The sequence below is a fragment of the Nocardioides terrae genome (genome assembly GCF_900112345.1).
Classification (GTDB): domain Bacteria; phylum Actinomycetota; class Actinomycetes; order Propionibacteriales; family Nocardioidaceae; genus Nocardioides; species Nocardioides terrae.
The window spans coordinates 58,977-71,239 of record NZ_FOLB01000007.1; the positions used below are offsets into that span (position 1 = coordinate 58,977).

Sequence of the window (12,263 nt, forward strand, 5' to 3'; positions counted from 1 at the left end):
GCAGGCCACGCGCTCAGTGCCCCGCGGCGCACGCCCCGAAACCGGTCACCGGCGTGTCACCGCTCTGCGGCCTGGCGAGGCGTCACCTCGCGGCCGTGGCGGCAGTCTCGATGGTCCGGGTCACGGTCGCCGGTTGGGAGATCATCGGCAGGTGGCCGGTCGCGGCCTTCACGACGTGCGACCCGGCCGTCTGGGCCATCGCGAGCTGGGCCGCGGCGGGGATCACCTGGTCCCGGGTGCCCACCTGGTACCAGGACGGGATGGTCCGCCAGGCCGGCGTCGTCGAGGGCTCGGTGAGCGCTTCGAGGGCGATCGGTCGCTGGGTGATGGCCAGGATGCCGGCGAGCCGGGCGGGCAGGTCGTTGGCGAACGCCGACCGGAAGAGCGTCCGCTTCACGTACAGCTCGGGGTTGCTGGGATCCGATCCGACGAAGTCGAAGATGGTCGCCGGGTCCCCTCCGACGGCGGACGACGCGTCGACGTAGGCCCCGACGGGGAGGCCCTCCTGCGGCGCGAAGGCGTCGAGGTAGACGAGCGCCTTGACGTTGGCGTTGCCGGTCGCGGCATCGGTCACCACCGCTCCGCCGTAGGAGTGTCCGACCACGACGATCGGGCCGGCGATCGTGGCCAGGTAGTCGCGTAGCGCCGCGGAGTCGGTGGTCAGTGACTCGAGCGGGGTCGGGAAGACGTGGACGTCATAGCGGTCGCGCACCAGGCGTGCGACCACCGCCTCCCACGCACCGCTGTCCGCCCAGGCGCCGTGCACGAGGACGATGGCCGGTCTGCTCGTGGATGCCGGGCCGCCCGGACGTCGGTGATGGGCCGCCTGCTGGGACGCCGCGGTGGCGTGGGCGTCCGCCGTCGAGCCGGTGACGACGGTCGATCCGGCGGTCACCAGGACGGCGACCGCCGCAACCGCCGCCGTGCGGCCCCGGAGGGCTGCGCTGGTCGTGCTCATGGGCTTCTCCTTCTCACATCCGGGGCAGTGCCGGCCGGCACTAGCCCACCTGTCGGGCAACTCGACGGTAGGAACCGGGGACGTGCCGCGGCTTCCGTCATGTGACTGCCCCGGGAGGGCGACGACCTCACGACACCGAGCGGACGGCTTCGAGGACGGTCTCGGTGACGGCCGACGGCTGGGACACCATCACGGCGTGCGAGGAGGCGACGGTTCCGTACGTCGACCCGGCGCGCTCCGCCATCCAGCGCTGCCCTGCCGGTGGGATCGCGTTGTCCTGCTCGGCGATCAGCGCCCACGACGGCGTGTCGTGCCAGGCGGGTCGCGCGGCGGCGCTGCCGGTCAGGGCGCTGAGCGAGAGGGGCCTCTGTGTCCAGGCCATCGACCGGGCCTGGTCCTCGGGCACGTCGGCCGCGAACACCTTGCTGAAGTGCTCCGAGGTGATGTAGAGGTCGCCGTCGGTCCCGCCCGGCGACTCCGCGTTCGGGAACGGCCGCTCCAGCGTCGTCTCGGGGCCGAGCAGCCCGCCAGGGAAACGCTGCGGGTCCAGCACCGTGGCGATGCTCTCCCCCTCGTCCAGGATGTAGGCGGCGACGAAGACGAGCGCGGCGACTCGCTCCGCCCCGCGGGCGGCCTCCCCGATGACGGCCCCGCCGTACGAGTGGCCAACGAGCACCACCGGGCCGTCCAGCGTGTCCACCACGCTGCGGACGTACGCCGCGTCGTGCGCCAGACCCCGCAGCTGGTTGGGGATCGCGAGAACGGGCAGGCCGGCCCCGGCGAGTGCGTCAAGCGACGTCGCCCATCCGCTGGAGTCGGCGAACGCGCCGTGGACGAAGGCGATCGTGGGTGTGCTCATCGGTGTCTCCTGTCGGAACTGCCGGGCCCGGGCGGCCCTGCTCCGAGGCTGGGCCCGGGCACGCTCGCCTGCTTGCGCCGGATGACTGCATCCATGGCTGCATCCATGGCTGCATCCATGGCTGCATCCACGGCTGCTTCCATGACTCGGACAGCGACTTCACCTCCGTAGACGGGGCGGTCCACGAAGGACCATGCTGTGACCCATGACCGTCACCGATGACGCTCGGCTGTTCGGTCGCGAGGACATCGTGACGCGTCTCGGGAACGCGCTGGATGCCGTCGGTGGCTCATCCCTGGGGCTGACGGGCGATCCGGGCGTCGGCAAGAGCGCCCTGCTGGACCGGATCGCGCGGGAGGCGCGGACCCGGGGCTTCACCGTGCTGAGCGCCCGCGGCAGCCAGGCGGAGTCGCAGCTGCCGTACGCCGTCCTGCACCAGCTGGTCGCGCCGATCCTGGCTCGGCTCGACGCCATGCCGGGCCCGCAGAGCCACTCGCTGCTGGCCGGGTTCGGGATGGTCGAGGCTGCCGACGTCAATCCGTTCTTCACCTCGCTGGCCGTGCTGGACCTGCTGGTCGACGTGTCGCGCGAGACCCCCGTCCTCGTCTGCCTCGACGATCTGCAGTGGATGGACCGTCCCTCCGCCGACGCGCTGGCGTTCGTCGCCCGGCGGATCTCCGAGGAGCGGGTCGTCCTGCTCTGCACCGCCTCGGCCGCGACCACGTTGCTCGGCGACGACCGCACCACCGGCTGGCTCCGCGTGGCCGGCCTGGCCGAGGACGCGGCCCGCGCGCTGCTCACCGACCGAGCACCGGACCTCGCTCCCGACCTGAGGGACCGGGTCGTCGAGCAGGCGCACGGCAACCCGCTCGCCCTCATCGAGCTCGCCGGCACCGCCGCCGCCCTGACGGGTGTGTGGAGCACTGCGACCGACCTGCCGATGACGACGCGGCTGGAGCGTGCCTTCTCGGCCCGCGCGCAGGAGCTGGACCCGGTCAGCCGCACGATCCTGGAGATGGCGGTGCTGGACGAGGGCGACCAGCTCGACGACGTCCTGGCGGCGGTCGCGGTCGTCACCGGGACCGCCGTCGACCAGCAGGCCGCCTCCCCGGCGGTCGACCTGGGCCTCCTGACCGTCACCGGGTCGACGTACGCCGTCGCCCACCCCCTCGTCGGATCGGCGCTGCGACGATCCATGCCGCACCAGCGCCGCGCCCAGGCACACGCGGCGCTCGCGGCGGTGCTCGGCGCCCACCCCGACCGGGTCGTGTGGCACAGGGCCAGCTCGGTCTCGCGGCGCGACGAGCCGATCGCGGTCGAGCTGGAGCAGGCCGCGTCGGAGGCGAGGAGCCGCGGCGCCTACGCCACCGCCATGGCGCGCATGGAACGGGCGGCGGCACTGAGCCCGGACCCGCTGGACGAGGCGGCACGGCTGCTCGGCGCCGCCGAGTACGGCTACGAGCTGGGCAGGTTCGCACACGTCGAGGACATCACCGCGCGGGTGACCCGGATGACGCTCCGACCGCGGGACCGGTCCCGGCTGATCCGGCTGACCGGGGTGTTCCACGACGGGGCGAGCAGCGAGCCCGAGGAGATCCTGCACCTCGTCGGCCTGGCCCGGCAGGCGGCGCAGGAGAGCGACGTCGAGGTCGCGATGCAGCTGCTGTTCGGCGCCGCCCGGAGGGTCTGGTGGCGAGACCCCGGCGAGGTGGTACGCCGTGAGATCGTCTCGGCGGTCCGTGCGGTGCCGCTCCCAAGCGGCGACCCCCAGGTGCTGGCGGTGCTCGGGCTGGCCGAGTCGCTCGACCTGACGCCCGAGCTCATCACCGAGATCGACCGCGCGCCGCTCGACGCCGGCGGCCGGGGCGACGTGGCCGCGCTGCTCGGCATCGCCGCGTTCTGCGCCGGCGACTTCCTCCGGGCCGACTCCTTCCTCTCGCTGGCCATCCACCACCTGCGCGGCGAGGGCCGGCTCGCTCTGCTCGGAGAGGCGCTCGCGATCCGGTCCTGGGCGGAGATCAACCTCGGTGTCTTCGACCCGGCCCGCTCCGCCGACGAGGCGATGCGGCTCGCCGACGAGACCGGCCAGCGGGTGTGGGCAGGCACCGCGCGACTCGCCGCCACCTTCATCGACGCGGTGAGCGGTCACTGGACCGCACGTCACGAGCTGCTCGTCCACGCCGAGCAGACCGCACTCCAGCTGCCGAACGCGAGCTCCTCGCTCCTCGCGGGCGCGCAGCTGGTGCGAGGGGTCGGGGACCTCGGCGCGGACCGGCCCGATCAGGCGTACGGCGAGCTGTCCCGGGTCTTCACCCCCACCGATCCGGCGTACCAGCGCGTGCAGCAGCTGTGGACGATCGGCTACCTCTGCGAGGCGGGCGTCCGAGCCGGTTCTCGCGAGGACGCCCGCCGGACGCTCCGCGCCGTGGAGTCGCAGGTCGCCTCGCCGACCGCGACCGGCACGGCGATCACCCTCGCCTACGCCCGCGCAGTGCTGGCCGACGACGCCTCGGCCGAGGAGGAGTTCCGCAGCGCGCTGTCGGGCGCCGCGCAGGCCTTCCCCTGGCACCAGGCTCGGCTGCAGCTCGCCTACGGCTCCTGGCTGCGGCGTCAACGGCGGGTCACCGAGTCGCGCGATCCGCTCCGCTCCGCGCGTTCGACGTTCGACGCCCTCGGCGCGAAGCCGTGGGCGCAACGCGCCGACCAGGAGCTGCGGGCCACCGGCGAGCGTGGCTGGCAACCGACCGCGAACGCACGCGAGCAGCTGTCGGCGCAGGAGGCCCAGATCGCCGGGCTCGCCGCGCAGGGCCTCTCCAACCGGGAGATCGGGCAGCGGCTCTTCCTGTCCCACCGCACGGTCGGCTCGCACCTCTACAGGATCTTCCCGAAGCTCGGCGTGACCAGCCGGCAACAGCTCGCCGGCCTCCTCTCCGATCCCCCCGGCGGCCTGCTCATCCGGCAACGACAGTCATCCGACTGAAGCCGGGCGGCCCTCCGCCTCCCTAGGGTCGGCAACGCCGCCGGATGCATCCCGCAACCGGCACGAGCGAGGGAGCCGATCGTGGGAACACCTGTCCTCTTCATCCATGGACTATGGCTGCATGCCTCGTCGTGGGAGCCGTGGGTGACCCGCTTCCAGGACGAGGGGTACGACGCGCAGGCCGTCGGCTGGCCCGGCGACCACGACACCGTCGAGGAGTCCCGGCGTGACCCCGAGGCGATCGCCGACCACGGCATCGACGACGTGGTCGAGCACGTCGCCGGCGTCATCAGGGGGCTGCCCGAGCTGCCGATCCTGGTCGGCCACTCGTTCGGTGGGATGATCGCCCAGCGGCTGCTCGGCCAGGACTGCGCCAGGGCAGCGATCGCGATCGACGCCGCCCAGATCAAGGGGGTGCTGCCGCTGCCGCTGTCGGCGTTGCGGGCCACGCTCCCGGTCTTCAAGAACCCCGCCAACAAGCACCGGGCCGTCTCCCTGACCGCCGAGCAGTTCCGCTTCGCCTTCGGGAACGCGGTCTCGGAGGAGGAGTCGGACCAGCTCTTCGAGCGCTGGACCATCCCGGCGCCCGGCCGGCCGCTGTTCGAGGCCGCCGCGGCGAACTTCAACCCCCACTCGCCGGCGAAGGTCAACACCGCCAACCAGGCCCGCGGCCCGCTGCTGCTCATCGCCAGCGGCAAGGACCACACCGTGCCCGAGACCGTCACCCGCGCGACGCTCAAGCAGTACCGCCACTCCGAGGCGGTGACCGACCTGGAGACCTTCCCCGACCGGGGCCACTCGCTGACCATCGACTCCGGGTGGGCCGAGGTGGCCGACACCTGCCTGAAGTGGCTGCGAGGGCAGTCGCTGTGAAGCTCGAGCTCGACGGGCGTACGGCGGTGGTGACCGGCGCGAGCAAGGGCATCGGCCTCGCCGTCGCCCACGCCCTGCGCGGCGAGGGGGCGAACGTGGTCGCCGGCGCGCTGACCGGCTCACCCGAGCTGACCGCGCTGACCGAGGACGGCCACACGGTCGAGGTGCTCGGCGACCTGACCACCGCGAGCGGGTGCCAGGACCTGGTGGACCGGGCGGTGGACCGTTTCGGCGGCATCGACGTGCTCGTCAACAACGTCGGAGGCGTGCACCCACGGACCGACGGCTTCCTGGCCGTCACCGACGAGGACTGGCAGTGGGCGGTCGAGGTCAACCTGTTCTCCGCCGTCCGCGCGACGCGCGCGGCCCTCCCCCACCTCTTGCGGGCGGCGCCCTCGACGATCGTCACGATCTGCTCGGTGAACGCCACACTGCCCGACCCGGGAGTCATCGACTACAGCGCCGCCAAGGCCGCGTTGCGCAGCTTCACCAAGTCGCTGTCGAAGGAGGTCGGCCCGGCCGGCGTACGGGTCAACACGGTCAGCCCCGGCCCCGTCGAGACCGCCCTCTGGCTCGGCGCCGGCGGCGTCGCCGACACCATCAGCCGGGCGCAGGGCGTCGACGCCGCGGACGTGAGGCAGGCGGCCGTCGCCGGTACGCCGACCGAGCGTTTCACCCGGCCGGACGAGGTCGCCCAGGTCGTCCTGCTCCTCGCCTCCACCACTGCGGGCAACATCACCGGGGCCGACGTGCTGATCGACGGGGGCATGGTCACCACCATGTAGGCGGGGTCCGGACGCTGGCGTCTCGCCGACCCGGGACGGACCATCAAGTGCTGGCAGGTGCCGTTTCGCGCCGCCCCTCATCTGGCATCTGCCGGCAGTCAGACAGATGTCGGCCGCCATGCCGACTCGAACAGCAGCACGGGGAGCAGGCGGCAGCGGCGAAGGGCGCCGGATCAGTGATCCGGGGCCCTTCGCGTCACAGACCCATGCTCTTGGCGATGATCGTCTTCATGACCTCGCTGGTGCCGCCGTAGATCCGGTTGACCCGGTTGTCGGCGTAGAGGCGCGCGACCGGGTACTCGTTCATGTAGCCGTAGCCGCCGTGCAGCTGCAGGCACCGGTCGATGACCTCGGAGGCGACCTCGGTGCAGAACAGCTTGGCCGACGCGGCCTCGGCGGCGGTCAGCTCGCCGGCGTCGAGCGCCTCGAGGGCGCGGTCGGCGACGGCCTGGGCGGCGTCCACCTTGGCCTGGCAGGCGGCCAGCTCGAACTTGGTGTTCTGGAAGGAGGCGACCTCCTTGCCGAACACGGTCCGCTGCTGGGTGTACTCCTGGGCGAACCGCACGGCGGCCGCCGCCTGAGCGTAGGCGCCGTAGGCGATGCCCCACCGCTCGGAGGGCAGGTTGCGCCCGAGGTAGGAGAAGCCCTGGTTCTCCTCGCCGAGCAGGTCCTCGGCCGGCACCACGACGTCGCTGAAAGACAGCTCGGCGGTGTCGGAGGTGCGCAGCCCGAGCTTGTCGAGCTTGCGGCCGACGACGTACCCCTCCGACTTGGTGTCGACGGCGAAGAGCGAGATGCCGAAGCGGCGGTCGTCGTCCCGGGGCGGGGCGGTGCGGGCGCACACGATCACTCGGTCGGCGTGCACCCCGCCGGTGATGAAGGTCTTCGCGCCGTTGAGGACGTAGTGGCTGCCGTCGTCGGAGCGGCGGGCGCTGCTCTTCATCCCGGCCAGGTCCGAGCCGGTGCCGGGCTCGGTCATCGCCAGCGCCCACATCTCCTCGCCGGAGACGAACGCCGGGAGGAAGCGCTGCTTCTGCTCCTCGGTGCCGAGCATCTTGATGTAGGGCAGGGCGAGCAGCACGTGCACGCCCGAGCCGCCGAAGTTGACGCCGGCGCGCGCCGTCTCCTCGTACTGGATCGCCTCGAACTTGTGGCTCTCGAGCCCGGCGCCGCCGAACTCCTCGGGCACGTTGATGCCGAACAGGCCGAGCTCGGCCAGCTTGAAGTAGAACTCGCGCGGGACCAGCCCGTCGTCGAACCACTCCTGGTAGTGAGGTGCGACCTCGGCCTCGATGAAGGCCCGGAGGGTCTTGCGGAACGACTCGTGGTCCTCGTCGAAAACGGTACGGCGCATGGCCACACCCTACCGACCGGTAGGGGTCAGGCCGCGACGACCCGGCTCCGGCCGTCCGCCTTGGCGCGATAGAGCGCGGCGTCGGCACGGGCGAGCACCGACGTGACGTCCTCGCCGGTACGCCGGGTGGCGGCGCCGATCGAGCACGTCTCGGCGCCCGGGACCGCGGCCATCACCTGCTGGGCGAGGGCGTGCGCGGACCCGTCATCGCTGCCGGGGAGGATCACGACGAACTCCTCGCCGCCCCAGCGCGCGACGAGCCCGTGCCCGTCGACGAGGGTCCGCAGCGCGGTGGCGAACTCGACGAGCAGGAGGTCGCCCCCCAGGTGGCCGTGGGCGTCGTTGTACCGCTTGAAGTGGTCGAGGTCCACGACGAGGAGCGACAGCGCGCCACCGTCGTCGGTGTCGACGAGCCACTCGTCCCAGGCCCGGCGATTGGGGAGGCCGGTCAGCGCATCGGTCGCGGCGAGCCGGGCGACCTCGCTGCGGGCAGCGCGGAGGGAGGTCGTCAGCCAGGCGGGCAGCTCGGCGACGGAGATCCAGACCAGGGACGCGAGGCTGACCCGGACGAGCGCCTGGGACAGCGGCAGGTCGAAGGTCGACCACAGCGCCACCACGGCGAACGGCCACACGATCAACGACGTCCACGGCCGCTGGGTGAGCCCGACGAAGAGGAAGCCGAGGACGATCACCCCCGTGCAGAGCGTGGCGGCGTGCGGCGCGACGTACGACTCGCCGGTCACGCCGAGCGTCACCATCACCGGCCAGACCAGCAGTACCCGACGCGACGCGGCACGGTGCACGAGCGTCCACAGGACCCAGGTGAGGCCGAGATAGGCGGCGAGCGAGGCCAGCTCGGGCGCATCGGAGGCCTCCTGGGTCGTCGTGCTGGCCGCGAAGCAGACCAGCGCGATGAACGAGACGCCGCCGGCGGCCGCGAGGTGCCAGGCGCGGTCGTCCGCAGCACCGGCCTTGTCGAGCCGCCACATGCTCCGGCTCCTTCCGGGTCGAGCGTCGTCCGCCTCATCCTTGCAGGCCGCCCCAGAACCCGGGTTAGCGTGGCGACCATGGCCCGAGCACTTCTCGCCCTGATGACCATGCTCCTACCGCTGCTGGCCGGCTCCCCCGCTGACGCCGTGCCGCTGCCCTCCAAGGCCCGGTGGCACGCCGACGTGAGGCAGGCGATGCAAGGGTCGATCCCCTACCTCGAAGCGCGGGCGGCGCGGGACGGCGGCCGCCTGGCCATCGTGCTCGATATCGACAACACCTCGCTCGCCACCGAGTACGACTGGCCGCGACCCGTGCGCCCGACGCTCCGGTTCGCCCGCCACGCGGACCGGCTCGGGATGGGCGTCTTCTTCGTGACCGGCCGTCACCGGGGGACGCTGGCGAACCCGCGCCGGGAGCTGCGTCGCGCGGGCTACGAGGTCACCGGCATGTGCGGGCGCGGACGCGGCGAGTCCCTGGTGCACAGCAAGAGGCGCTGCCGGCGGCAGATCGCCGCGAAGGGCTGGACGATCGTCGCCAACGTCGGCAACCACCGCTCCGACCTGGTCGGCGGCGACTACGAGCGCGGCTTCCGGCTGCCGAGCTACGGCGGGCGGCTCAGCTGACGCCGTTCCGCCCCCGGTGGCGCGGGACGTCGGGCCCGAGCATCTCGATCAGGTCCGCGATGACCTCGAGCGTTGACAGGGCGCGCTCAGCAGGGGTGGGCTCGACCCGAGGCGGCGCCGGGAGGGGCCGGTCGCGCCGCATGCCCGAGCGCTGCCCCATCCGCTCCTCGGCCATGTCGGTGAGGACCGTCACCTGGGCGCCCATCCGGATGAGCGCGCCGTAGGCGGCATGGCGGCGTACGTCGCCCCCGCGCGCCTCGTGCTCGACGAGCAGGCCGAGCATCCGGTCCGCGCGAGGCAGCAGGTCCGCGACCATCGCCAGCGCCGACGGCGGCACTCCCAACCGGACGAGCACGGCGGTGCCGTCCCGGATCGTCTCGTAGGCGTCGGCCAGGTCCGCCCTGACCAGCCGTCCGCGCGGCCCGCGCTCCTCGAAGTGGTCCTGGGCCCGGGTCAGGACGGCGAAGCCGCCGACGACCACGGCGATGGTGACGATCCCGGCAGCGAGCTCGGTCGCCCACCCGTGCCCGGGCTCGGCGAGGGTGGTGGTGAGCAGCGCCACCAGGACGGCACACACTGCGGTCACCGCGAACGTCGCGAGCGGGACCCAGACGTTCGCGTGCCGCCTCACGTCACGCACCTCGGCGAGCTCGCCCAACGTGTGCACCACGCGTCTGGTGCCGTGACGGTAGGCGGCGAGGCCGGCGCGCTCCTCCACGCGGCGGGCGAAGTCCCGGACCGTCGGGTCGTGGGCCCGGCGCACGTCCGGAATCCGCTCGCTGCCCGGTCCCGGGGTCGCCGACACGACCGGCGGCGCGGAGGCGCGGTCGATCGGCGGATCGGCGGGGTCATCGAGCACACCTCCCGATCGGCAGGGCGAGCCCCGGGCTGAGCGTCGACCGCTACCTTGGGCGCGTGCCCATCACCCGCGGCTTCAGCGGCCGGCCCCGGCGCGGCCGGCCTTCCCAGGACTCGACGCAACGGCTCCCGCCCGGCCAGTACGACACCGGCGCCGAGTGGCCCACCCTGACCGCCGAGGTCACACCCCACCTGGTCGCTGACGAGTGGACGATGACCGTGGACGGCCTCGTCGACAATCCGCACACGTGGTCGTGGCGGGACCTCCACGCCCTGCCAGGGTCGACGTACTTCGGCGACATCCACTGCGTGACCACCTGGTCCAAGCTCGACACCACCTTCAGCGGCATCAGCGTCGACACGCTCCTCGACATCGCGCGGCCGCGGCCCGAGGCGGCCCACGTCATGGCCCACTCGACCACCGGCTACACCACCAACCTCCCGCTCGACGACGTGCGCGGCGGCAGGGCCTGGCTCGTCTGGGAGTACGACGGCCGGCCGCTCCCGCCCGAGCACGGCGGCCCGGTCCGGCTGCTCGTGCCGCACCTGTACTTCTGGAAGTCGGCCAAGTGGATCACCCGGCTGGAGCTGATGGAGCGCGACCGCCCGGGCTTCTGGGAGCAGAACGGCTACCACGACCGCGGCGACCCGTGGCTCGAGCAGCGCTACCAGGGCGACCCGTGACCGGCACGCCGGTCCAGGCGCCGACGGGAGCGTGGACGACGGGGACGCTGGTCGAGATCGACCGCACCGACCGGCTGGTGCGGCTGCGCCTCGACGTGGCCGATCGGGTCGACCACCTGCCCGGGCAGCACTACGTCCTGCGCCTGCGCGCCGACGACGACTACACCGCGTCGCGGTCCTACTCGGTCGCCTCCGACCCCGCCGACTCGCTGCTGGAGCTCATGGTGGAGTGCCTGCCCGGCGGCGAGGTCTCCGGCTTCCTGCACGACGAGGCGCGGGAGGGCGACGTCTTCGAGGTGCGCGGACCGATCGGCGGCTGGTTCACCTGGACCGGCGACGTCCCGATCGTCTGCGTCGGCGGCGGGACGGGCGTCGTGCCGTTCGTCGCGATGCTGCGGCACGCCCGCCGGATCGGCGCGGAGCGGCTGATCCGGGTGTGCGCGGTCGGTCGCACCCGCGCCGAGCTCCCCTACGCCGACGAGCTGCTCGCCGCGGGCGCGTTCGTCGCCCTCACGCGGGAGAACCTCGACGGCCGGGTCTCGGCGCCGCCGTACCTCGACGAGCTCGAGCCGCTGGTCGCCGGGGCCGAGCGGGCCTACGTCTGCGGGTCCGTCGGCTTCGCGTCCTACGCAACCCGCCTGCTCGGCGAGGTGGGCGTGCGAGCGGACTCGATCAGGGTGGAGCAGTTCGGTGCGACGGCCTGACTCGTAGGATCTGCTCCGTGACCTTCCGGCTGGGCTTCGTGACCGGGGCGACCCCTGACAAGTGGGCCCGCGTATGGCGCGACCGCTCCCGCGAGCGGCTCGAGCTGGTGCCACTGACCGAGGACGAGCAGGAGCAGGCGCTGCGCAGCGGTGAGGTCGACATGGCGCTCGTGCGCCTGCCCATGGATCGCGACGGCGTCCACCTCATCCCGCTGTACGACGAGGTGCCGGTCGCCGTCCTCGCCCGCGACCACTACCTCTCCCTCGCCGAGGACGTGTCGCTGGAGGACCTGGCCGAGGAGCAGCTGGTGCTCCCCCACCGCTCCGGGTGGACGCCGTCGGCCGCGCAGCTGGCGTGGCCGTCGATGAGCGAGAAGGACGCCGTCGAGACCGTCGCGTCGGGGACGGGCGTCGTCCTGCTGCCGATGTCGGTCGCCCGGCTGTTGCAGCGCAAGGACGTCGTCCAGCGGCCGGTGCGCGACTTGGAGCCGACCAGCGTCGGCCTGGCCTGGCTGGTCGAGCACGACGACGAGCGCACCCAGGCGTTCGTCGGCATCGTGCGGGGCCGGACCGCCAACTCCTCCCGCGGCTGACG

The 12,263-nt window shown here is 72.9% G+C and carries 12 protein-coding genes; 7 read left to right on the plus strand and 5 right to left on the minus strand.

Annotation, left to right across the window (positions count from 1 at the left end):
• Window positions 1-82: 82 nt before the first annotated feature.
• A complete protein-coding gene (locus BM236_RS10795; RefSeq protein WP_091123494.1) occupies window positions 83-958 on the minus strand; it encodes an alpha/beta fold hydrolase in 876 nt (291 codons plus the stop codon).
• Window positions 959-1,085: 127 nt separating this feature from the next.
• The gene (locus BM236_RS10800; protein ID WP_091123496.1) at window positions 1,086-1,817 is read right to left on the minus strand and encodes an alpha/beta fold hydrolase; all 732 of its coding nucleotides are present in this window, start codon (window positions 1,815-1,817) and stop codon (window positions 1,086-1,088) included.
• Between the two features lie 205 nt (window positions 1,818-2,022).
• Here BM236_RS10800 and BM236_RS10805 point away from each other — a divergent pair, with 205 nt between their 5' ends.
• The 3 genes from BM236_RS10805 (at window position 2,023) to BM236_RS10815 (ending at window position 6,455) form a co-directional block, all read left to right on the plus strand.
• Window positions 2,023-4,797, plus strand: a complete 2,775-nt coding sequence (locus BM236_RS10805) for an ATP-binding protein (protein ID WP_091123499.1) — start codon at window positions 2,023-2,025, stop codon at window positions 4,795-4,797.
• Between the two features lie 81 nt (window positions 4,798-4,878).
• Window positions 4,879-5,670, plus strand: coding sequence for an alpha/beta hydrolase (locus BM236_RS10810; RefSeq protein ID WP_245750270.1), 792 nt, complete (start codon window positions 4,879-4,881; stop codon window positions 5,668-5,670).
• Entirely contained in the window at window positions 5,667-6,455 is a 789-nt protein-coding gene (locus tag BM236_RS10815) for an SDR family NAD(P)-dependent oxidoreductase (protein WP_091123505.1), read from the plus strand. The genes BM236_RS10810 and BM236_RS10815 overlap by 4 nt, the downstream gene beginning before the upstream one ends.
• Window positions 6,456-6,651: 196 nt before the next feature.
• On the opposite strand, the gene BM236_RS10820 is transcribed toward BM236_RS10815, so the two are convergent.
• A complete protein-coding gene (locus BM236_RS10820; RefSeq protein WP_091123507.1) occupies window positions 6,652-7,809 on the minus strand; it encodes an acyl-CoA dehydrogenase family protein in 1,158 nt (385 codons plus the stop codon).
• 26 nt (window positions 7,810-7,835) lie between these two features.
• Entirely contained in the window at window positions 7,836-8,798 is a 963-nt protein-coding gene (locus BM236_RS10825; RefSeq protein WP_091123509.1) for a GGDEF domain-containing protein, read from the minus strand.
• A gap of 78 nt (window positions 8,799-8,876) precedes the next feature.
• Here BM236_RS10825 and BM236_RS10830 point away from each other — a divergent pair, with 78 nt between their 5' ends.
• Window positions 8,877-9,422 (plus strand): HAD family acid phosphatase, encoded by a 546-nt coding sequence (locus tag BM236_RS10830; protein WP_139230085.1) that lies wholly within the window; start codon window positions 8,877-8,879, stop codon window positions 9,420-9,422.
• On the opposite strand, the gene BM236_RS10835 is transcribed toward BM236_RS10830, so the two are convergent.
• Entirely contained in the window at window positions 9,415-10,281 is an 867-nt protein-coding gene (locus BM236_RS10835) for a hypothetical protein (RefSeq protein ID WP_091123513.1), read from the minus strand. The two genes, BM236_RS10830 and BM236_RS10835, sit on opposite strands and share 8 nt — an antisense overlap.
• 56 nt (window positions 10,282-10,337) lie before the next feature.
• On the opposite strand from BM236_RS10835, the gene BM236_RS10840 reads away from it, so the two are divergent.
• From BM236_RS10840 to BM236_RS10850, 3 genes are read left to right on the plus strand one after another with little or no spacing between them, the layout of a single operon-like run.
• Entirely contained in the window at window positions 10,338-10,964 is a 627-nt protein-coding gene (locus tag BM236_RS10840) for a sulfite oxidase-like oxidoreductase (RefSeq protein WP_091123515.1), read from the plus strand.
• Window positions 10,961-11,668 (plus strand): FAD-binding oxidoreductase, encoded by a 708-nt coding sequence (locus BM236_RS10845; RefSeq protein ID WP_245750271.1) that lies wholly within the window; start codon window positions 10,961-10,963, stop codon window positions 11,666-11,668. Before BM236_RS10840 ends, BM236_RS10845 begins: the two co-directional genes overlap by 4 nt.
• Window positions 11,669-11,685: 17 nt before the next feature.
• Window positions 11,686-12,261, plus strand: a complete 576-nt coding sequence (locus tag BM236_RS10850; RefSeq protein WP_091123517.1) for a LysR family substrate-binding domain-containing protein — start codon at window positions 11,686-11,688, stop codon at window positions 12,259-12,261.
• The last annotated feature ends 2 nt before the right edge of the window (window positions 12,262-12,263 follow it).